The organism is Vallitalea sediminicola (assembly GCF_054408565.1).
Genome location: NZ_BTPT01000004.1, coordinates 27,499 through 52,954, shown reverse-complemented (window position 1 = coordinate 52,954; position 25,456 = coordinate 27,499). Strand labels below are relative to the sequence as shown.

14 protein-coding genes are annotated in these 25,456 nt (G+C 31.6%); 10 read left to right on the top strand and 4 right to left on the bottom strand.

Annotation, left to right across the window (positions count from 1 at the left end):
- Positions 1 to 150 precede the first annotated feature (150 nt).
- The 10 genes from ACX6CF_RS01620 (at position 151) to ACX6CF_RS01575 (ending at position 22,167) form a co-directional block, all read left to right on the top strand.
- On the top strand, positions 151 to 1,680 hold the full coding sequence (locus tag ACX6CF_RS01620) for an S-layer homology domain-containing protein (RefSeq protein WP_458783548.1): 1,530 nt from the start codon (positions 151 to 153) through the stop codon (positions 1,678 to 1,680).
- Positions 1,681 to 1,764: 84 nt separating this feature from the next.
- On the top strand, positions 1,765 to 8,490 hold the full coding sequence (locus tag ACX6CF_RS01615) for a glycine rich domain-containing protein (RefSeq protein ID WP_458783547.1): 6,726 nt from the start codon (positions 1,765 to 1,767) through the stop codon (positions 8,488 to 8,490).
- Positions 8,491 to 8,533: 43 nt separating this feature from the next.
- Complete coding sequence (locus ACX6CF_RS01610; protein ID WP_458783546.1) at positions 8,534 to 9,481, top strand: M23 family metallopeptidase; 948 nt, start codon at positions 8,534 to 8,536, stop codon at positions 9,479 to 9,481.
- A 49-nt stretch (positions 9,482 to 9,530) separates the two neighbouring features.
- A complete protein-coding gene (locus tag ACX6CF_RS01605) occupies positions 9,531 to 10,172 on the top strand; it encodes a hypothetical protein (RefSeq protein WP_458783545.1) in 642 nt (213 codons plus the stop codon).
- A 12-nt stretch (positions 10,173 to 10,184) separates the two neighbouring features.
- Positions 10,185 to 10,469 carry a hypothetical protein gene (locus ACX6CF_RS01600; protein ID WP_458783544.1) on the top strand — a complete coding sequence of 95 codons (285 nt, stop codon included), beginning with the start codon at positions 10,185 to 10,187 and terminating at the stop codon, positions 10,467 to 10,469.
- Between the two features lie 7 nt (positions 10,470 to 10,476).
- Positions 10,477 to 10,830: a hypothetical protein gene (locus ACX6CF_RS01595; RefSeq protein WP_458783543.1), complete on the top strand. Its 354-nt coding sequence runs from the start codon at positions 10,477 to 10,479 to the stop codon at positions 10,828 to 10,830.
- 50 nt (positions 10,831 to 10,880) lie between these two features.
- Positions 10,881 to 12,887, top strand: a complete 2,007-nt coding sequence (locus ACX6CF_RS01590; protein ID WP_458783542.1) for a hypothetical protein — start codon at positions 10,881 to 10,883, stop codon at positions 12,885 to 12,887.
- A gap of 608 nt (positions 12,888 to 13,495) precedes the next feature.
- The gene (locus ACX6CF_RS01585; RefSeq protein WP_458783541.1) at positions 13,496 to 14,635 is read left to right on the top strand and encodes an S-layer homology domain-containing protein; all 1,140 of its coding nucleotides are present in this window, start codon (positions 13,496 to 13,498) and stop codon (positions 14,633 to 14,635) included.
- Positions 14,636 to 14,742: 107 nt separating this feature from the next.
- Positions 14,743 to 21,483, top strand: a complete 6,741-nt coding sequence (locus ACX6CF_RS01580; protein WP_458783540.1) for a glycine-rich protein — start codon at positions 14,743 to 14,745, stop codon at positions 21,481 to 21,483.
- 174 nt (positions 21,484 to 21,657) lie between these two features.
- On the top strand, positions 21,658 to 22,167 hold the full coding sequence (locus ACX6CF_RS01575) for a ferritin family protein (RefSeq protein ID WP_458783539.1): 510 nt from the start codon (positions 21,658 to 21,660) through the stop codon (positions 22,165 to 22,167).
- A 57-nt stretch (positions 22,168 to 22,224) separates the two neighbouring features.
- Here the strand turns inward: ACX6CF_RS01575 and ACX6CF_RS01570 are convergent, their stop codons facing one another.
- From ACX6CF_RS01570 to ACX6CF_RS01555, 4 genes are all read right to left on the bottom strand, one after another.
- The gene (locus ACX6CF_RS01570; protein ID WP_458783538.1) at positions 22,225 to 22,404 is read right to left on the bottom strand and encodes a PspC domain-containing protein; all 180 of its coding nucleotides are present in this window, start codon (positions 22,402 to 22,404) and stop codon (positions 22,225 to 22,227) included.
- 27 nt (positions 22,405 to 22,431) lie between these two features.
- Positions 22,432 to 23,139, bottom strand: coding sequence for an HAD family hydrolase (locus tag ACX6CF_RS01565; RefSeq protein ID WP_458783537.1), 708 nt, complete (start codon positions 23,137 to 23,139; stop codon positions 22,432 to 22,434).
- Positions 23,140 to 23,291: 152 nt separating this feature from the next.
- Entirely contained in the window at positions 23,292 to 24,500 is a 1,209-nt protein-coding gene (locus ACX6CF_RS01560; protein WP_458783536.1) for an AI-2E family transporter, read from the bottom strand.
- A gap of 263 nt (positions 24,501 to 24,763) precedes the next feature.
- A complete protein-coding gene (locus tag ACX6CF_RS01555; protein WP_458783535.1) occupies positions 24,764 to 25,441 on the bottom strand; it encodes a response regulator transcription factor in 678 nt (225 codons plus the stop codon).
- Positions 25,442 to 25,456: the final 15 nt, after the last annotated feature.

Here is a 25,456-nt window from a genome sequence, read left to right as displayed (position 1 = left end):
TCAATACTAATTGATTGAACATATTATAAATTCACACTTTATATGTTTGTAATAATCTATTAAATATGCTATATTATTATCAATGTTATTTAATTTACATAATACATTTGATTATCTATATTTACTTAATATAACAAAGGAGATCATATCATGAAAAAGATAATTTGTAGTATCATTATTATTATAGTTATAGTATTATCAACAGGGTACGCCGAGTGTTCCGAAAACTATGATGAAGTTGGAATGGAATTATTAACAATGGAATTAAACGATGCTGATTATTGGGGGTATCGAGAAATAACTCCTCCATGTGATTATTTTAAATGGTATCAGACATTAACAACATATTTACCTAGTTTAGACCAATGGAGATTTGATGGAACTAGACATTTCTTATTCCCTATATCATATAATAATATAGATTGTATAGATAAACAAATTGATGCATTAAAAGATATTGAAGGTCTAGTTAGTAGGTCTGAAGAAGATATGTTTCATAAAAAAGGTAATACATTCTTTAAATATCTAAAAAATGACCACCTTATATCAACTGTAAATTCTGAACCTGAATCAAAGTATGTAGCTACTCTTACTTTTGATATACCAGATAAATATGATAATATTATAGGTGCTGATTTAAAAGCAAAGTTATTCTTAGAGGAAGATGGTATCTCAAGTTATGAAAACTATGGTAGATATTCGGGAAAATATGTAAAATATGCTTTAGCTATAACTAAAAACAGAGATAAATTAGATGAAAGAAATAGAAGTTATTTTAAACCTTTAGCTAATTTATTAGCTGATAAAGTTATATCAGAAAAGTATCCTGATACTATATCTAGAAAACTTAACAAAGATTCTATTGATAGAAATGATTATGTAGAAGCATTAACGACTTATCTGCATAACCAATATACAGATTATCTCCCCCACTCCTGTGGTGAAGGATTAATAGTGCAAAAAGGATTCTTAAGGTTTGATAATGATTGGTCTAATCCAATAATATATGTGAGCCTTAACAGAGAAGAATTCAAATTTGGTCATATAAATACTACTTATACTTTTAAGAATTATATGAAAGAAGCTGTTAAAGATAATGCTACATTCTCATGTACATTAACTGATATTGACTCTAGTTGGGCAAAAGATGCAATATCAGAATTAGCTTCTCTAAACGCAATCAATGGTTATGCTGACCATACATATAAACCTAATAACAAGATTCATTTATCAGAATTCATCACTATGTTTGCTAAATTATTCTATCCTGAATATTTTGAAACTGAAACTATTCAGGGTAAAACGAGACAAAGAACTGTAGGAGATAACATTATTGATAATGTAGGAAAATGGTGGACACAATATTTCTCAATTGGGTCTGATTACTTGATTAAAAACCAAGATATACGATACTACTATCTGATGCACATGGATAAAGAAATGGAAAGGCAAGAAATGGCCTATATGGTTGCTAATCATCTCAAACTAGATTTAAATCAATTTACTGATACAGCAATAGATATAAATGAAGCTGACGAACAATACAAAGCTCATATTAATGCCTGTATATCAGCAGGAGTTATTATCGGTACAGGTGATGGAAAATTCAATCCAAAAGGTATAGTAACTAGAGCTGAAGCAGCTCAAGTTATCTTAAATGTTATAAATTATAATAAATAATACAAAAAATAAATTATTTGAATATATAAAAAAGGCGTTAGGGGTATTCCCTTAAACGCCTTTTTTATATACAAGGAGACTAATATGAAAACTCGTAGATTACCTCGTAGCTTACTAAGTATTATTTTAATTTTATATTTAATATTAAATAATTCTTATAATATAAATGCCTTTGTACAAGGTGAATCCGGAAACGTAAGTCCCAGTGAAGGATATAATACAAGAGGTGGGATAAATTGGCTAGTATATAAAGTATGTATTGTAAATATGGAAGGTAAAAACCAACTTACAGGTGAAAATATACTTAAACCAACGGATACTGCTCCACAAATAATGGTTAAATTCAACAGACATTTCAGCAAAAAATTTCCTAGAATATTGGACTATACATTGTTTGTAGAGGATACCAAAGATCATAGTATATGGACTCCAAATGCTTATTTATCTGAATACAATCCTTCTAATAATGCACTAGAACCTATAGATGATATTATAAAATCAAAGAAATTACACAGACTAAAAAGCAAAAGTAATCCAGGTAATATTTTCTACAGTAATCTAAGTAACGAAATAAAATCAATGTCAGATTTGAAAGAAAAGTATAAAACTGATAAAAATTGGTGGAAAAGAGTGTATAACAATACCTCTAATAAAGAAACTAATTCTGTTCAGCTATGGAATTATATTTTGGGTACAGAAAATAATATAGAAGGTAGAATAGAAGAATATACAGGTATAGATAAGGAAAATGATAATACACTTAAAACTGAAACTCCAGAAGATAAATTAGAAAAGAAGCTTAAATATCTAGATTTACTTTTAACGCTATATACTTTAGATGAAACTCTTCGTGAAGACCTAGAAAAAGTATTACCTAATTATATATATGATATTGATATATTAAAGAAACCCTTATTAATAAGTATAGAATCTGGTATTAGAGTATCATCAACGGATTTGTGGAAAGATAAAGTTTTTTCTTATATGAGTAGTACTGATTATCTTATGTATATGTATGGAGCAGTGCAAGGTATAACAATTTATGATGATCCACTAAAGCCAAAAGATGGACTAAATAATGATACAAAAAGTATATTTGAAAGATCATACACCTCATCATTTGATGCCCTTCCTGGTATATTCAGACTAACAGAAAAATTCCAAAAGCAAACTAAAAATCCATTTTCATTTGGTATGTCTGGTATTATTGGAGGATATTTTTCAACCAAAAATGGTACACCTAATTGGAATTACTGGTCTGACCACACCGGAGTTATGCATGGACTAAAATTTGCACCTGAACAAATAGGATTTATACTTATTGGTACGGGAAATAATTTACCAGACCCTAATCCTAATCTTACTATTAAAATGAATGCTACAGCAGGTCCAGATGGTAAAAAAAAGTATATAGTCCCTGTTGAAAATGAAACTATTGGAGTTAATTCATATATAGATATTACTTTATCTCAAGATAGCATCTCACAATGGAATCTTTTATATAACGATCCTAATATAAAATATGATTTTAAACTATCATTAACATCAACTGAAATAGAAAATATTACTAAATTAAATCCATCATCTCCTAATATTAATACTAAAATAATTAATATTAATAAAGATGAATTATTTAACATATTAGACAGTAAACATTCCTTTCGATATCAACAAGATTTTACTACTACACCTATTGCTGAAGGAGAAACTAAACACATAGAATATACAGCAAAATTGGAAGTTGATTATATTCTTAACTCTGAAAAAATTCATAAAGAAACTGAAATAGCAAAAGATTATGTTGATTTCAGTAGAGGTAGAATACCTCCTGAATTAACAGGAAGCTATACTTCAACAACAGAAGTATTCTCAGAAATCAAACAAGGTAACCCAGGTAATGAAACATTTGAAGCAATGGCAGGCGTTCCTACTACTAGGAACTTATATTTTTCATCTGGAGGTGCAGAATATATTGTAGACGTTGCAGTTAAATTTCAATCTGGGCAGCAAACAATAAGAAATTACATATCAATATTTCATAGTGTTCCCTCCCAAAACAATATGCCTATTATTAATAATCCTTGGAACAAAGATAAACCATTACCAAAACCAACTCCCAGATCAAAAACCGACCATATGAAGACTACAACAACAGAACATATAGTTCAAGAAACAAAACAATATCTAAAATATCCACGAATCAGCTCTAAAACAGGATCTTGGTCACGTTCCAGTGTAAGTGCTCCAACTCCAAGAATAAGTACAGCTTGGGATGGAACTACTAGAGAAGAGACAACTACCACTGGTTCAAAGACAGTAACTGATAAACCAGCTGTACCAGCAAAAAAAGATAAAGACGGTAACATTATAAGTTCATCAGAACCAGCTGTAACCCATGATGAATATCAACAAGTATGGAATGGATACTCTGGAGAATATAGTCTTGAATATAGGTGGGTTCAACAGGGACATAATAAAATGGTTGGTGGTAAATTGGAGTCATGGGCACAAACTATTACTTATGACTACTTGGAGATAACAGATGTTGCTGTTTATGAAATTTCTGAATCAATAGTTGATGGTATGAGAACATTAACATCTACAGATAAAATTAAAGGCAGAATCGTCCAAGGTAAACCATCTGTATTTTACAATATTGATAGTACTAATACAGCAAAAGGCGGCCGATTAGTATACTCATTAGAAACCTCACAAAATGACCATGTAACATGGGATGAAGGCAACTCAGATAATGCAGAAAACAACATGACCAATAGCGGCAATGTTAATGAAGAAGCTATATGGAAAAAACGAAAAGAAACCCTTAATTCTGTTACAGTTGTATCAGATTTTTTAGTTTTACAAACAACTCAAGGGGATAAATCAATAGTTTATTTTGAGCAAACATCTAGTCCTCATCAAACTCAAAAAAATATAGAATTAGCTAAAAGTTCTTTAGAAGAGCAATGGGATAGAAATTCTACCTCAGCCAGTAATTGGGAATCTGATGCAATTGAAATATCCGGTTACACTGGTAATTATAAAGATGTTAATACAGCTCATTCCAGTAAAAAAGTTGAAAACATAGCAACAGCTCATGATGCCAACAATACCTCTGTAACTAGACCTTTACGACCTACTTCACCACTTAGACTAACAAAAACCTCAATAGATATAATTGATGATATACCTAACTCCGAATATATTACAGGAAAATCTAAAGTCTTTTATAAGAAAGTATTACCAAGTAAAGGTAATCCAGAGGAATACACTCCAAAATTTTGTTCTGATTTTGGCAAAACAGGATTGGAGATTAAATCAACCTATTCTAGAAATCATTCTAAGGTAAATGACATTGTAGTACACAATCCCGTATCTGTTCAAGATGCTATGGTAGAATCATTACCAATGGATAGAGATCAACGTACTAAGGAATCACTACCAAAGAATATGGAAATTGATACAAGTATAATAGAATATGACAGAGTATTAGTAGAAGTACCTGTTGAACCAGAATATAAAATGGTTAAAATCCCTAATCCTTTATTCAAGAAGCTTAAAATTATACCTAATCCTGATTACAAACCAGGTGAATTTGTACCTGGTACAACAAATACATTTAATTATACAGGCTCTGAACAAAGATATGTTGTCCCCCATGATGGTAAGTATATATTAGAAGTATATGGCGCTGAAGGTGGTGGACAAAGATTAAGTGGTAATAACAATTCAGGACCTGGTGGACTTGGTGGATATTCCAAAGGCGAAATAGACTTAAAAAAAGGCGAAATATTATATTTATATGTTGGAGGTCATGGTAATTCCTCAACACATGGTACTGCTTATGGTGGATACAACGGCGGTGGTAGTGGATACGCAAGTAATGAAAGCGAACCTGGTAATGGTGGCGGTGGTGCTACTGATATAAGGAGAAACGGAAAAAATTTATATGATAGAATAATTGTCGCTGGCGGTGGCGGTGGCGGCGGTGAAGATACTAATGATAGTTATGGTAACGGCGGTGGCACAACTGGTTCAACTAACCACTACCCTGGTACTCAAACTCAACCAGGTTTAAATGCTAGTTTTGGTTACGGTGCATCGACCAATAGAGGCGATGGTGGCGGTGGTGGCGGTGGCTACTACGGCGGTGGAACAACATCTTCTGATAATGTTGGCCATGATACACAAGGCGGTGGTGGTGGTTCTGGATACATAGGCAAAGTAAATAATGCTAAAACCCAACCTAGCATACAATATGGTCATGGACTTATAAGAATAACCCTTCCAACTCATAAAACCCCTGCTACAGGTGATAAATACATAATTATCCCAGGTAGTGAAGATATGATTATAGATAATCCTAATTATGAATCAGAAAAAGCAGAATATATTTTTCCTTACACTGGAAACAAAACCAATTATCATGTACCTGTTAATGATGAATATATCTTAGAAACTTGGGGTGCACAAGGCGGTGGTTCTAACGGTCAAGGTGGAAAAGGAGCTTATTCTAAGAGTACTGTTCATCTACAAGAAGGACAAGTAATCAATGTACTCGTTGGTGGCCAAGGTCGTTATGCTACTAGTGCCGGCGGCGGCGGTGGTGGAACCTTTATAGTAGATAATAATAATACTCCTTTATGTATCGCTGGTGGTGGTGGCGGTCAACAATATACCAATACAGTAGGTGAATATTCACACGGAAGAGCTACTCGACAAGGAGGTATTGCCGCTGAAGCAACGAATACCTCAGAGGGATATGGCGGTAAAAGGAATAATAATAGTGGTTCTTCTGGCGGTGGCGGTTTTTATTCAAATGGTACTTCAGGTGATTTTGGAAGTTATGGATATGGATATCTACAAGGAGGGTATGCACAAACAGGTGGTGTATCTACTGGGACACCATATGGTGGATTTGGCGGTGGTGCTTCTACCCACGGTAACTCTGGAGGCGGTGGCGGTGCTGGTGGTTATACTGGTGGCTCTGGTGGCAACCATAGTACTCCCGGCAGTGGCGGTGGTGGCGGCTCTTATCACATGGGTAATAATAGTATAACTATATCTGGTAGTAATTCTTTCTTATCACCTACAGGGGTATCAGAAACAGGTCATTCTGGAAATGGATATGCTAAAGTATCTTTATTATCCACAAATAATGAAGCCGAACCTAAAATACATATAATTGGTACTGGTGAACCAAAATTCATAGAGAAAAAAGTATTAATAACTGGTGGTGCTACAACTAAATATGAATACAAATTAGTGCCTAGAAAAGTAGAAACAAAACCTGTAACTGATGAATCCGGAACTTCTTTTATTCCCGGAAATTTCATCAATATAGATTATGGTTTTCAGATATATTTTCCCAATAAAGGAGACTTTTATGGAAATGGATCTAGTGGATTAGATACTACATCTTTTGTAAGAGGCAAAGGTTATATTAACAATATGGATACAACTGAATGGACAAAAAATAAATCTGTAGCTTTTTCATTCAATGTCATTCATGATGGTGTTATGTATAGACCTATGGAAGAAATACCGTTAGATGTTAATAAAAAGAAATATAATTTCTACTTACCCTTATCTGTAAGAGAAGCTGCCTCTGCAAAAATAAATTTCAGTGCAAAAGCTAACAACTGTCATTATTTTGATGCGGATAGCTATACTAACAGAGTTAGATCACATAATAAAGAGGCCAAACATTCAGCATATAAACCCTCATATGTAGATATCGTAGGTAGAATAGGTAATTTAGTTATTGAAGATACAGGTGACTGGAGACTTTCTAATTTATTTAAACAACCTATATATGATAAATGGTTTATTCAAAATGTTGTCTACAAAGTAGACCAAAGCAAACAAAGAAATATTATTTCTGATAAAGTTGATATTAGAGGCAATCCTGTAAGCCCTATGAAAAACTACTTAAATACTTATGGCACAATTCCAAGTTTTAACCTTAATCCTATTAAATTTCCATTGTCACCTTCTTTAAATAATATAGAATCCATAAAAAACCAACCCCAGCGGTTAGGCTATTTAACTTATATGGATATATCTACAATAGGTAATTATAATAAACTACAAATTATACCCTATTATTACAACTTATCACTAATTGACGGTAGTATACAACCTTTAGATGTATATATGAATACTGAAACAGGATATAGACCCATAAATATATTTGATATAGTCAAACCTGACTGGAACTCTAATAATATATATCCCTACTACTATAATTTAGATTGGGATAAAGAAAAAAGCAGAAGATGTGTTTCAAATCTTGAAGAAAATACAACTGAAGATGTATTATTATTTACCAAACAAGTTAATAGCGCTAATTTAGAGATTGTAAAAGACTCTCCCTATGGCGTAATCTCTTCCGGTACTGCACAACTTATACAATTAGATGAAAAAAACAGAACATATATTGGTACTTCCAAAACTAATGGTATAGATAATAATCCAAGTAGAAAAATTATTGAGCCATTCTTCTCAATGAATTCACAGAGATGGCATTTCAAAGTTGGTTTACCTTCATCAGCTGTAACCGTACAACATAATAAACCGTTTACTCAATCTAATATTCTTGCCAATAACAATTCAGTTATTATAATGACACTAGATATCAAGATATATGGTGAGACGTATAATTTAGACTATAAACATCCAAGTGGTAATGGTACCGTTACTCTTGCTGGAAAAGATTATGATCTTAACTCAATTCCTTATAATGTCATATCAGTCTATTCCACTAATAAATCTTCTGCTGAAGACTTATCAACATCTGGAACCCATTAACATAACTTTATTATTCTAAAATCATTCTTTAGGAGCGGATTATATGAAAAAAATTATTATAGCTATTGTAATATCAACATTGTGCTGCTCTAATACCATCTATGCAGAAAATGCTTCTGGTCTACTTAACATATACGGAATAAAAAAACTGGTTTCAGTAGAAATCGAAGAACAACTTTTACAAGATATAACCAAAGAATATCACAATGTAAGTTTAGAAATTAATAAAGATAAAATGATAGAACAAGCTATTGATATATACTCTTCCAACTATAATTATATATTAGATACATATGATACAGAAATCAATAGATTACAACAAGAACTAGATGACTTAAAAGAAACTATATACAAAAATCGAGAAAGTTCTGTTGAAACACTGCTGGAATTTGATTCAAAGTTTAAGTCAATTGAACATGACCTTAAAGATTTAATCAGTGAAAAAGAAGTACATAAAGCTCAAATAGATATGCTAGATTATGACAATAAAAATATAAATACCATGCAGAAAAAACAAAATCAATTGAAACACAAGTTAAATAATCAAAAAAAAGCTTATGAAGAAGCTATTTCATATCCTGAATTAGGAGATATAACTAATCTTGACTACCCCTTAAAAAACCCTAGTCACGTTACTTCTGATTTTGGTACAAGATTAGATCCTATTGGTAAAGAAAAGCAACAATTCCATAGCGGTATTGATCTATCAGCTAAAGTAAAAACAGAAGTAACTGCCCTATTTAATGGTACTGTAGAAACTGCTGGATTCAGTAATGAATTAGGGTATTACGTTATTCTTAACCACGGTAAAGGCATAAAAACCATCTATGGTCATTTAAATCATTACATTGTCTATCAAGGACAAAAAGTAAGCCAATATGAAGTCATAGCAAGTTCCGGTAATTCTGGCAGTAGAAGTACTGGTCCTCATTTACATTTAGGGCTTTATATTAACGGTAGCCCTGTTAATCCTAGTAAAGTATTCAAATAACTACTTTTTTAGATTAGTCACATTAAAATATTTATAAGGAGGCATTCAAATGCTAGTAACTTCAAAAAAACGCTACTTACCTACAACTATAAACACTTTGGTTTTGGTTAAAAACGATGATTTTTTCTATATACATAGAGATGTCTATGATAAAGCTATCATATTAACTGATAGATATACATTAGAAGAACTCATCAAAAATATTGAACCTGAACATAATCTTTCAGCTATTCAATATTTTTACGATAATACCCCCACACCTATTAATATTCTTGCTCCTTTCCTTGGTCTTGTGGTAGAAGGTTTACCTGAAGATATTGAAATTCTTACAGGAGCTATACACATCATAACCGCCGCAACAGACGTTAAATCTTATACTAGGGTTCATACAGAATTGCGTAAGACATTGGAATTTTCTTTATATATCCAAGAAGAATATGAAATGGCTTGGGAAAGATTTTTTATGACCAGTATTCCCTATGAAGAAAGAAACACACTAAACATTAATCAACCTGGAAGTTTACAAGAGGAACCTATAAATAACTCTGTTGAAGAAAAAATTCTAATTAATCCCTTACCTGATCTTGAGAATAATGACTCAGACCTTGTTGAAGTAGATGATGAATACTCAAAAGAGATGGAAAAAGAAAAACTAAGAAATATTCTTCAAATAGATGATTTAAATATGTAAGGAGAAGATTAAATGCCTGAAAAATTATTATCAACCAACCAAGAAGCCTATAATAATCTTGAGGAAATCAACAAATTTATAGGAGATATCATAGATTCTTCAAAAATCTTTCGTAATAAAATTGAAACTACTTACGATAAAGTTGAACTAGCATTTCTCAAACGTCTCTTAGATTCAATAACACTTGTAGAACACGATGCACTGATATTGAAAGAAGAATTTGCAGATATCAGGAATAATATACCTATGGAACTTAATAAGGATAAAATGGCTACAGAAACAGAACAGAAAGGATGATTTAGCTATGGGTGGTAAAGCCAAATTATTAAACCCTGAATTATTGGAGAGTCTTTATATTGAAAGTATACAATTCAAAAGTAAAGCCGAAGAAACATCAAATAATATACGTGTCCTTGTCAACAAAGTTACAGACCCCATGTTTTTACATAGTATAAAAAGTAATGACAGCGAGAAATTAATAGAGTCTATTATGACAAATAAACAGTCACTTGAAGATTTACTTGAATCTCTTAAAACCACTGCTAATTATATTGACAGTACCTTAGAAGGTACAATTTGTCATACCGAAGAAGTACATGGTCTTAACAATAAAGATGAAAACAATTCTTATAATGAAAAAAGCACTTTCAAAAGATAGCTAACCCATTTCATTATAAAAAAACAAATTGTATCTTAGGAGGGAAAAAAATGATATATGTAGCATCATTATCCGCTTTTGGCAAAAAAACATTTGGTGATAAAACACTTCAAACAAAGATAGATAAAATTATTGAACAAATACACTTAAGTCCTAAAATAACAGGAATGGATACTATTGTCCTAGGTCCAAAAGACCTTTCTGCAACTCAAACCAGGAATGCCTTAACATCTGCTTTACAGAAAAAACATGAAGATATTCTTGTAATCTATCTTTATAATACAGATAAACAAGGAAAATATCTCGAAAGTGAAAATTTAATAGCTAAAAAATTAGATAAAAAAATCAATCTAAATAACTTCAAAGAAACTGTAACAGAACTTGTAGAAAACAAATCATTAATAAAAAAAGAAGATATTACTAAAGTTAAGAAAAAGAAAGAACAAGAACCTGAAGAAAAACCAAAAAAGAAAAAATTCATTAAAAAAGAAATAAAGAAAGAAGAGAAAATCAAACCCGAAACCATTAAAGAAGTACCCACTCCATCTGACGAATCTATAGAAAAACCAGAAGAAGAAATTGTTGAAGAACCTATGAAAGTTGTGAAATTCAGTACTGTCAAAACTTGTGAAGAACGTATTAAGGAATGTACTAGTTTTTCAGATTGGAATCTCTTCAAGAAGCTATTAGATAAAGACACCATTGTGAAAGACTTAATGACACAAAATAATCAATTTGCTGAAACTGTCAGTATGCTCCGCAACGTTGAGCAAGAAATTGTCACTATATTCAAAGATGAAAATAAGACTTCTGAACAAAAATTTGAAGAAATCAGAGAACTTGGAATAAAACGCTCAGGCTATAAATCTTCTTGGAACAATATGATTACTGAAAAAGTAATGTCTATACTAGCAACCATGACCGTATCAGCCGAGTCAATTATACACTCTCGTTTAAGGGATATAACTTCTTCACTTGATAAATTCGCTTCTAAAACCATGTTATATTATAAAGAAGATAAAGATAAACTTGATAAACTAATTCAAGAGCGCTTAGACCTGCAATTTCAGCTACACGAACTATCTAAGAGTTTAATTACTGTATATCAATCCATGGATGAAACTGTTAAAGATATTATATCATCATTTGATAATGAATTACCTTCTGAAAATACATATATCAATGAAATATATAAAACATCAAAGCAAATTTTTACTCCTATCAATGCGCCACAGCTTGCAACTAAATTAATGAGTGACCTTCAAAAAAACAGAATTTCTCTTTCGGCATTAGAAAAGAATATTCAAGAAGTCATATCTAAAGTATTTCAGCTATGTGAATTAGATGAAACCATCATACTTCATCAAAACAAACTCATTAAACTTCTTGAAGCTAATAATGTAGAAGATGTGGTGATTGTTGATACAATATTAAAAAATGCATTAAGGCTATATATTGGTCCTTTAGAAGTAGGTACAAGAGCTACAGCAATAACGTGGGCAGGTATATTATCTAGAAGGCATAACACATTGATCATTGATTTAACTGGTACCAACAAATTCCGATCATATGGTATTGAACCAATAACCCTTGAAAATTTTCTAGATAATAGAATTCAAGAACAATTTTTATGTGTAGAAGGTGACTTACTATCAACTTCAGTAAAAATTGAAGATATTATTATTGAACTTAAAACAAGACTTAATTATTATCCATATATAAATATAATACTAGAAGCATCTCAAACCTCTCTCATTAAAACTCTTGCAGAACATGCACTTTCGGTAACCTATATTACAGATTGTACTACAAGAGGGAATACATTAATTAAAAATGCAATAGATAATATTACTATTGAGAATATTGCACGTAAAATAGTACTTATTGACCCACCAACAGATGAAATGTCCATATTAAATGAGTTACATATGGACCCTCTTATTACTAAGCTCATTACTCTTCCTCATCTGTCTAAAGTGAAAGCATGTAGTGTGAAATCTTTACCTCCTTTTAATGATAGAGATATCACTACTATATTTGAAGAAGCCTTTAGATAAAATATTGAAATTTACTTGCAAAATAATTATTTGTTCATAATATATATACGGGGTGAATCTGCCGGACCAACTACTACTTATCTCAACACTTATGTTTTCTTGATTTCCCATAGAAATCACTTTAAGTTTTCCTCTTCTCCTTCAAAAAATAATATAGAGGCTTTAGTAAGACTGCATAAGAGTTGAGTATCCATTTCTATGGATATACAGATAATCGATTATTATTATTCTTATATGGAGATTCACCCCTAATCACTAGTAAAATAACATCTATAGATGCCCTTATGAATATTGATGATAGATATTATTCTATTAATATATCTAATAATATTCTGCTAGACTATGACACTTCTTATGATGATTTAACCACATCTAAAACAATTAATCTTACATAATCTTAACTTAAGGAAAATACAAATTTTCCATTTCTTTATAATTCACCTTATGATTCACTTAATAATTCACATTCTAATAACTTATAATAACAGCCAATATCAAACTTATTGTATATAATTTTTAATTATATATGACCGAAAATTATATTTATTATAATAACTTTATATGTTATTATATATATATCTTTTATAAAAGTATTGGAGGTTATACAAATGAAAAGATTATTGTCATTTACAATGATTCTTACAATTATTTTTAGTATCAATGTACCTATATTAGCTTCATCAGATGAACCATCTTCTTGGGCAAAAGAAGAAGTTGAATCAGCAATCAAAAATGAATATGTACCAACCCAATTACAGAGCGAATATCAAAAACCTATTACAAGAGAAGAATTTGCTGAACTATTTGTTAATGCTGTTTTTAAAGATTTTAATCGATATATCCAAAGTTATGCTGGTATGACTGAAGAAGCAGCATGGGGTACTACTACACTGACTATTGAAATGTTCTTAGAAGCAATATCCACAACTGAGAAATTCACGGATACTGATAATAAATATGTAAAAGTAGCTAATATACTCGGTATGGTCAATGGTATTGGTGATAATAAATTTGACCCAGACTGTTTTATCACTAGAGAACAAGCGGCAGTAATGTTTGTTAATTATTTTCAAACTGTTTACCCTAATAATACAAATGAAGCTCCTAAATACTTAGATGATCTAGACCAAGTTTCCTCATGGGCTAGAGAAGCTGTAGCAAGAGCATATGGTGCTCGTTTTCTTAAAGGTAATGTAAAAGCTGATACAGATAGATCTGGTAATATTCTCAAAAAAGGACATTTTGATTCCAAGTCTAATTTTACTAGAGAACAAGCTATTATTGTTATTTCAAGACTAGGAATTGATGGTATTGATATATTATATCACCTAGTACTCAGAGGATATGTTGAAATTAGTATGGATACTATACTTTCTGGATTTGATATAGATGGAAATACTATTAAAATGAAAAGTACTGGATTCGATTATAAATATTGTGAACTTAAAGAGCACTGGAGAGTGTCTAATCTAGATAAATATGCAGATAACTATACTACTGAACAATTAATAGCTATTTTACTAAAGCCAAGCACAGCAAAATCTGAAATGATGACACCAAAACATATTGAAAGAGTTTTATCTGGGGAAAGGACCTTATATGATTATAAACTTTTTACGGTAGAACATAACATAGATGATTATCTTGCTGTAGTAACTAAAATTGATGGCTATGGCTATATGTGTGGTGGAGGTAGTAGACTTCTATATGGAGATAATAACCAATACACCGTGAGTGTACAGAATTAACTATTTAGATAATAATTAACAATAATAAATATACTGCAATATTAAAAAAGCTTATGGATTAATGATATCCTAAGCTTTTTTATATTATTAAAGATTGGAGGTTCAATATGTATAAAAACAGAATACTTCTTCTACTTGTTATCATAACCTTATTAATTCAAGTATTATTCAATAATCACGTTTTTGCAACTGGTCCTATCGGTACAAATGGTTCTATACCATCAGGTGGTAAACCTGGTCCTGGAGGAATTAGCCTTACTCCATCCTTTAGAGTAGGTATAATATCAGAAATTTTTAATGAACCCTTAGATTTTTCAGAAGAAAATGCTGCTAATATTGAAGAGGATATTATAGCTCATTATTATAATCACATGCCTAAAATGAAACATTCATTTATATTCTCACCTTATAATCCAGATAGACCTTATCTGAAAGAAAGTGTATGGTTATCACCAGATAAAGCATTAATTGGATGGTATCAACCATCTTCAGGTAATCTAGTTTACAATAATAAAGAAACACTGGCATATAAGCATAGAAAACTTCTAAAAAATCCTGCTGATAAGATTACAAAAGGAATATTTTCTGATTTACTATTTAAAGAAATAGGTAAACAAGGTTATTTATGGCAACTAAAAGAAGATAAGTGGAAAGATATAGGAGATACAGTAGAAAATGGAGCAGAAAAATCTTCTAAAGTTTGGAACTATATATTAGAACATTGGGATGGCACTGGGACTTCTATAGATCATAATATAAAAGGATATACTAATTATGTAGCTCCTGAAAAAATAGGTATAACATATGAAGAGAAACTAAAAAATCAATTAGGTCATTTAGATTTACTAATGACATTATACTACCTTTCTGAGCCAGGTTCAGATCAACACACTACATATCATGATGAAATAGAGCGTTTTATCAGATTTGATAAGCAAGATGTAAGGCCAGCTCTTATTGCCGTAGATACAGTAGTCAGAGTGTGTGCTCCTAACTATACTGATAATAAAAGTCAAAGAATATTCCTACCCTCATTTGATTATGTAATGTATGCAGCCAGCGTATCTCCTGAAAATTATTTTTATGACCCCTTAGTTCACTCTTTTGGCGAATTACTTAACAGTTTAGATTATAAAGCTGATCATACCTTTACTTTGATAGAACATCTTGTTCAGAAATCACTAGACCAGTTACCTAACCGCAAACGTACTACCGACTTAAGAGGAGATGCTTATAAAAATAATGGATTTTCATGGGGATTTGGTGGAGTTACTGGAGATAAATATTTACTAACAGATAGAGATTATCCTGATTGGCGTAACTCATCTGTAGAAAATGGCATTATGGAGTCATTAATATTTTATGGTGATTCTAGAGGATTTATAATTGGCACACCAGGTAGCGCTTTTAAAAATGATATAATTCCTACTGGTGGTTTTGAAATTATGACCAATCCAACCGAAAAAGTTACTGTCGATAGATATAAACCTACAATTCTAGGTGAAAATGTAACCGTGACCATTAAAGGTAATATATCAGGTGACGAGGAATCCCAATGGATGAAAGCTCTTGATAACATAAAAGATGGTTCAAAATTTCCCCAAATAAATATTGGTTTATCTGTTTCTGGTGCAGTAGAATGCCAAGCTGATACTGACGTAAACTATCCTCTAAAAACAAGTTATCAATATAAAGGTAATAATAAATTTGAATTTATTGATAAATATGAATTACTAAAGTTTTTAAAAGGAGATTCCATAGAATGGAATCATCATCTAGCAAATTTTAAAATAAAAACAGGAACAACATATGAATTTGATTATACCGCTAATATACAAATAAAACTATCCGATGATGAAAAAGGATTAATTCAATTAAATGGTATACCAGACAATAAAGCAAAAAAAATGTTTATTATTCCCAAATTTATACCTATAGAATACAGGTCCTTTGTTTCGGAACCTATAGCCTTCTCAGAATTAAAACAAGGTTCCATTTACCATGAAGACTTTGAAGCAATGGCAGGCACACCTACCACAAGAGATCTGTACTTTGCTGTTGGTGGTTCTGAATTTATAGTTGATATCGTAACTAAATATTATATAGATCAAGAAGCAACAAGAAATTATAGAAGCTGGTATTCAGGTACATCTTGTGAGTTCAAAGCTGGTGATACCGCTCCTGATAAATCTGTTGGAGAACAATCGGCTCATATGCATGACGGCGGAAAATACTCAAGAACTTGGACAGGTACCATTCCTAACGATGCACAAGCTGTAACAAAAAGCGGTTCGGGCAATGTAACCGCAGTATGCCCTGCTAAACCTGATCTAAAACCATACAAAGCCACTTTAAAGGAAGCAGAAGCATTTGCTAAGAAAATAAATACTACGACAGTAAAACACAAGTCCGCTTCCGATAAAAAAGTTAGAAAATTCAATAACTGGGGAGCATCCGTATCTCCCTCCACAACACTTCCCACAGATACTAAAGCGACCTCCTCAGCATGGCATACAGAAACATCTGGAACTCCTCCAAATGAAACAACGAAAGATGTAGCTGATCCTACATCCGCAACAGCCACCCCATCAGGACCTGGTAATTTTACGATAACAGTCACATGGAGTAATCCTCCACATGTAATATGCGGTCCATGTTGTACTCATGAGCTTCCTGGGATAGAAGATACTTGGACACAAGAAATAACGTATGATATTCAAAAAATAGAACAAGTAAATGTATGGAAGATTGAAAGAGGATTTGCCGACGGAATGGTCAAGCTTCTTGATACAGATGAAGTAACTGCGACTGTAAAACAAGGAGATCCTAATATCTTCTTTAATATAGCTGCTGAAGAATCATCAGAAGCTGGAAGACTTCGCTACTCATTAGAACCAACACAGCATGATAACGTAGTATGGCATGAAGGTGTAAGAACAAATGCATGTAATGGTATGGGAGATAATGGGTGCAATAAATCGCCTGCAAAAGGCGGACATGTCAATAATTGGGCAGATGGTATCCTTTATACTAACAACAAAAATCAGAATATAGAAAACTATCATGAATCTCAATCAGACGCTAAAGATAAAATAACATCTGAATGGAATAAATTTGATGAAAGGCGTAATACAGAAAATACCGCCACCGTAATATCTGATTTCTTGATTCTTCAAACTTCTTCAGGTGATCAATCCATCATATACTTTGATAAAAATTCCAATACTGTAGTCTCACAAAAAAACTTCGAAAAAGTGGTTAATACTGTTGAAGAAATGTGGGAAGATAATCCAGAATCAGCCAGCCATATTCTTCCTAAAAAAATTAATATTGGTTCATACAACGGTGAATTCTTCAATCCTAGGACTAAGTATAAAGGAAATGGTGATAAACATGAAACAATAACTGCTTTAGATAATGATCCTGCTAAAACAATATCCAGGCCTCCACGCCCTTCTGATTTATTAATATACAAAAAAAACATTGACATACCAGACACTAAAAAAAATGGTGAATACTTAACTGGTAATACAAAGGTTTTCTATGATAACATACTAAGTCATAAAGGGAAGTCTCAAGTATATACTGATACTTACGATAATGATTTTAATGCTAGTGGATACGTTTTACCAGCTCCCTACTCTAAATCAAATACTAAAATTAATGACATAGTAATTCACAACCCTGTTTCTGCACAATATGCAGTTGTACTCCCCTCAGCGGCTACAGATCAACGTACTTCTGAATCTATAGTTGGAGGTAATCTTCAAAAAGATATAGAAGAATATGTGACTAAACTAAAAGTGCATCATCCAAATCAAAATTTTGTTGTTAATGGAGATGCAGAAAAAATAGCTAACGATGGTTCAATACAAAATTTCAAAGGTGAACCCTCTTATAGCGAGGATATTATATTTACTAGAACAATACATCCATCTTATATAATCTCTGGTAAAAGTTCTTTTCAAATAAGTGTCCCTGGTAACTCTAATAAGATAGCTAAATATGTAACCACAACATCAGGTATTGAAAACACTGATTATACTTTTACAGGTAAAATAAGTGCTCATAGATGTGAGGGTTATTTTGAAATTGAAGCACTTGACTATCTAGGAAATGTATTAAGAAAATGGACATCAGGCAAACACAATAATAGCTCTGTCATTACAAAAACAATCAACTTCACTGCCCCTAACAATACCGAAAAAATAAAAGTATCCATTGTTAATGGTCTTTCACATAATTCAGTTACTAACCTAAAAGACTGTATTTTTGCAGATAATTTATCACTGACAATGGAAGGTGGTAATACTGCTGAATGGATACCTCTATCCTATGCTATCTCCCAAGAAACCTCAATCAACAATCCTGATTATGTACCAGGGCATTATGTAGATAATCCTAAATATAGACCACCTGTTATACATGATGGAGAGCGTAAAGTCTATACTTATAATGGCTCATACTCAACTTATACTGTTCCTATTGACGGTAAATATGAACTAGAAGTATGGGGAGCTGAGGGTGGAAATGGTTCTGGTGGTAAAGGTGGTTATTCCTACGGAGAGGTAACTCTATCCAAAGAAAAAAAACTATATATCTATCCAGGTGGTAGTAATGGATGGAATGGCGGTGGTTCGGGTCATGGACGTACAAGCCAAGTAGGTGGTGGTGGTTCAGACATCAGATTAGATGGGAATGCATTAAGTAATCGTATTATAGTCGCTGGCGGTGGTGGCGGCCGTGGTGATAGAGGTAGCGGCTCTGATGACGGTTATGGTGGTTATGGCGGTGGTACTTCTGGCGGTTCTGGAGGAGACAGATGTGGTTCTCGTGGTTATGGCGGTACTCAGTCTCACGGCGGTTCAGGTGGTAGTAATGGTGGTCATAGCGGTGGTCTTGGCTATGGAGGTTCTAATAATAGTGGTTCCAATTCTGGTGGCGGCGGTGGTGGCGGTGGCTACTATGGCGGCGGTGCTGGAGGTAATGATTATTCTAGTTATAATGATAATGATGATTCTGGCGGTGGCGGTGGCTCTGGATACATCGGTGGTGTATCTAATGCCTCAATGACATCGGGAAACCAAACCATACCAATATATACTGGTGGTACTCAGACAGGTAATAGTGGTCATGGTGTTGTAGTGATTACAGAGCCCGATGTATATATCCCTGGTAATAATGAACCAGAAGAAATATATATCCCCCCAAAAGGTACTCAGAAAATCACTATCTCCTCAGAAATATCAAAAACCATTGCTGAGCCACCTGATGACTGGTATGAAACAATCATTGTTAAAATACCTGCCTCTGAAATAAAACTTCCTAATAATGAGGTTATACATGCAAGTAAATACTTAACCCTTGATTATCCTTTCCAAGTATATTTCCCTAACAAAGGAGATTTTTATGGAGATGGTTCTCATGGTCTATCAAGAACTACTAATCAAAGAGGTAAAGGCTTTAAAGATTATATGAATACTACAGAATGGACAAAAGAAAAAATAGCTAAATTTGATTATAATGTCATTTATAATAATAGCGTATATCCAGCTGGCTATGAAATACCTCTTGTTGTAGACGAAGATACATATGATTTCTATCTTCCCCTAGCCAACAAAGAAGCTATCAGTGCAGGTGCTAAATTTTATGCTATTGCAAATAATGGCAATGCAGTAGATAACTCATACCCTACCAATAAATCAAGAGGTCCTAACAGAAATGCTAAACATTCTGCTTTCAAAATGTATAATATAGATATCATCGGTAGAATAGGTAATCTAGTTATGGAGGATACAGGTGACTTCAGGTTCTCAAATATATTCAAACAATCTGTTATACCAACTGAGTGGTATATACCTAACGTAGTTCCAAAAGTATCAATAGATCAACAAAATAATTATCTCGGACATAATATAGACATAAGGAGTGAATCTGTCGGAGCAACTACTAATTATCTAAATACTTATGGTTGTCTTGATTTCCTTCAAAAATCACCTTTAAGCTTTCCTCTTTCTCCTTCAATAAATAATATAGAGGCTTTAGTAAGGCAACCGTTAAGAGTGGGCTATCCAGTATTTATGGATATTCAGACTATAGGCAACTATTACTCTCTAATGAAAATCACCCCTTATTATTATGGACTAGATATAACTACTGGTAAAATTACACCTATAGATGTTTATATGAATGTTGATGATAAATATCAACCCATCAATATATTTGATAATGTTAAAGAAGATGGTAATATAGCTCCTGTATATGATTATCCTATAGCTCTAAATTGGGAAGAAGAAGCACCAAGAAGAAATTATCATACCCAAGAAAGAAATATCACTGAATTCGTTAGAGACAATACATACAATGTAGATACACAAGGAAATGAGATTCCTCTACCTATACCATTGGGAAAATATCATACTTTTGGTAATGCTCAATCAATGCTGTTAACCGGTAGAAATAGAACATTTATAGGAACTTCCAATACCTATGGCATGAATAGAAATCCAGACAATATACTAAGAGAATATGATTATAATCAGCAGGCTCAGAGATGGCATTTTTCATTCAAATTACCATCATCAGCTATATTCGTGCCTCATGGTTCTAAAATTACAAATGATAACATGGACATAATAATGAATGATAGAAGTGTTATAATCGCAACGGCTAAAATAATAGTTGCTGGAGATACCTATTCCCTAGAATACAAACACCCTAATGGAAATGGAAGTGTAACATTAGCTGGTAAAACTCATTCTCTAGATACTATCCCTTACAATGTATACGCTGTATACTCATCAGAAAAATCTTCTTCTGATGATCTGGATATATCGGGAACCCATTAAATAAAGCTACTCTTATATGAAAGAGAAAGTTATCCAAGCTTTCTCTTTCTTTAATTCATCTTATCCACAGAAATTATAATTAAAAAAAGAATAACAATTTTATTAATCAATATTAGAATAATCTGTACTAAAGACGAATAAAATTAAGAGAATACAGTAATAGTAGGTGACTATATGAGTTATACAACCGAAGGTCAACCTCAAGGTATAGCTAGCAAATTAACTAATTGTATAAGAGAATCATTAATTTCAGAGATTGTAGCTATTAATCAATATAATTATCATATACATAATAGTACTTGCCCATCCCTCGTTAAATTATGGATGCATATTAGGGATGAAGAAATACGTCATTTTTCTATGTTTTCTGAATTACTAAGAAAATATGATCCTATGCAACAAAAACTATTTGAAGAAACAAAAGGTCATATAGATATTGATTATAGTAACTGTTTTTCATTGAAATCCGATACAAGAATTAATATACCTAATTCTATAAGAAGTGATATTAAGGGAGAATTAGAAGCAGTTATCTTATATGAATATATACTCACCAGTAATAAATACAGAGATGTATATGAGGTATATAATGAAGTTATAAATGAAGAAAAAGAACATTTTGAAGAATTATCTTATGCCATAAAAGATTACGATACTACTTTTGGAATAAAAACCCACCTGTAAAAGTGAAGGGCTATCTTATGTAACTAGTACATAAAATAGCCCTTTGCTTATATATTCTCACTCATCTGGAATAACAAATACACAAATAATGTAAGCCCATAATCCAGCTCCACCAAATATTATTCCAATCGTAAATAATAATCTAATAATTGTTGGATCTACATCCAAATACTCAGCTATGCCTCCACAGACACCATTAATCTTTCTATTTTTTCTAGATTTTACAAGCTTTTTCATTACTCTCACCTACCCTGAAAAATTTTATTAATCTATAACATCAAAGATTTTACGTATATCACCATCTAAAATCTTATATTTAGATGCTACATCTTCTGGTTGTTCATTTGATAAATTAGAATGTATATACAAGGAATCAATTCCCATATCATTAGCACCTTTTAAGTCAATATAATCATTACCGATAAATACAGTATTTTGTGGATCAAGTTGTTCAGTTTCCAAAAAGTATTCGTAAAACTTAGTATCCGGTTTACGTATACCTACATCAGATGATATACATATACCATCAAAGTATTTTTTAATCCCTAAGTATTTAATTTCAGAATTAGCAAATGCTTTTTGAGCATTTGATAATAAATAGATTTTTTTGCCTTCAGCTGCAAGTCTTTCAAGAGTCTCCATAACCCCATCATATAATTTGATATACTCTGTTGATAATAGTCTGAAAGTTTTCGCTGCTTGTTTTGCCTTTTTCTTAGGTTTTATTCCCTTATCCTTATACAATTTAAAAAATACATCTTCAATCTCATAATCTGGACATTCATATTTACTATTCATCTTAATAAGTTTATTAACTATATTATTGTACTTTTCTTTTAGTTCTTCTTTTTCATAATGAGCACCGTTGTAACCATAATAGATAGCAAATTTTTCCCAAATCTCGTCTTTCTCTTCATTTGTCTTGATATCTATCAAAGTACCATATAAATTAAAAACATAATTGTTATACATCCTAAGACCTCCGTCTAATAATGAAGCGACACAAAATCGCAATGATATTTACCTTGTTTTTATAAGTTGAATGCTTCTATATAATTTTTGAATAATAATTGTTATTGATTCACCTTATATATTCTACCTTGATTTTATTATAATTGCAAATGTCATTTTTTCAGGTCTACCAAAACTATATTTTTCTTATCTTGACGTCTTTTTGCCCATCTATTGATAAATATTTTAACGATTCCACCCATAGGTATAGATAAGATTACACCTGGTAAACCAAAGAATTTACCAAATACGAACATAGCAAGTAATATGAACACTGGATGCATACCAATACTTTTACCTTGAATTTTGGGACTGACAAAGACGTAATATACCTGTTGTATAATTACAATATATGCACCTACAAATACAGCCTCTTGCCATCCGTCTTTTACTAATGCAATGATAACGGCTGGTATAATACCAATCCAAGTCCCTAGATAAGGTATAATATTAGTATATCCTGCGAATGTACCCACAATGAATGCATAGTCAGATTGTATTATTATAAGTGAGATAACTGTTACAAAACTTAATAACGTAAGGTCAATAATTTTACCACGAATAAAACTAAGGAATACAATATTAATTTCATGTAAAATTTCTTTTAGGCTATTTTTCCTTTTATCATTTAATGTTAATCTTAGTGCATTTTCAAGTAAATTATGAAAATATTCTTTGTTCATTATGAAATTGAAAGCAAATACAAAACCAAAAGAAATGTCAATTATATATCTCCCTATGGTGGTTACTTTAGCTGTAACAGAAGTTGCAATAGCTTTTATTTGATCTACAATATCTATTAATAATTCTTTTAAAAACTGTGTAATATTGGCAGCTATACCCATTTTATTAAGAGATTCTTCTATTCCTCCTAATTCTTTGGAATAATTTTCAAAGGTTTCAGTTAACTGTTTAATCAAATCAGTGATATTAAAATCTCTAAAACTACCATTAATCATAACAAAAACACTATTAACAAGTAACGTAAGTATAGTTATTATAGAAACAAGAGTCAATACAAGACTTACACCTCTAACAATAGCTTTTTTTTGTTTTCTATGAGTTCTTTCCCATTTTTTGTTTATTTTTATTTTACTCATAACTTTTTCGAAATATTTTACAATTGGGTTTAACAGATAAGCAATAACTAGTCCCCATAAGAATGGTGACAGTATCTTAACTATAAACGAAAATGCATCAGAAGCACCATTTATTACATCACCAATATTAGTCATGACTAAATAAATGATATAAATTATTACAAAACCTAATGTTATGTATTTAATTTTTTTCATATAACCATGGTCCAGTTTAATTTTCATCTAGTCTAATACAATCCTTTCATATTATAATAACAACAACTAAAAAGTTAGCACTAATTATATTTTCTACAAATTAAACATATTTAGTCATACTAAATTAAGTATCTCACATATTTAGTCGTTATACAAGAATTTTTATGCATTATATAATTGAATTCAAACATCTATACCCCTATTTCAATAAGTTCAATATATTTTTCTTGATTTTATTAGCCTAATAGCTCTAAATAATTGATGGGTTTATCGCAATTATTTAATCCAGCCTATATAGTATCGAATTTATATCCAACTCTAACAACAGTATGTATGTATTTTGCTTTAGCTTTTAATTTTTTTCTTATTTTCTTTATATGTGTATCAACAACTCTATAATCTCCAAAATAATCATATCCCCAAATAGTATCAAGTATCTTCTCTCTTGTAAGCACCCTGCCCTCATTTTCTATAAGAAATACTAAGAGTTCATATTCCTTTGGAGCAAATTCTATCTTTTCATCATCTAACAATACAGAATATGCAGCTTTATCTATTGTAATACCTGATTTATCTATAATATTTTTTAATCTATCATCATTATTGGCAACTCTTTCTAGTAATCTTTTACTTCTAGCTAATAATACTTGAATATTAATAGGCTTTATGACATACTCATCAACCCCTAATTCAAAACCTAATAATTGATCTTCATCATCATCTCTTGATGTAAGCATTATAATCACTACATCAGATTTTGATCTTATTCGTCGGCATACCGACCAACCATCTAATTTGGGCATTACAATATCAAGCAATACCAAATCAACAGAATTCTCTTCAAAAATCTCTAGAGCCTCTTGTCCATCAGCAGCTTCTAATACTTGAAATCCATTCTCTCTAAAAGCAACAGATATTAAATCTCTCATAATAATTTCATCTTCAATAACTAAAACAGTTCTTTCCATAACTACTCCTTCTTT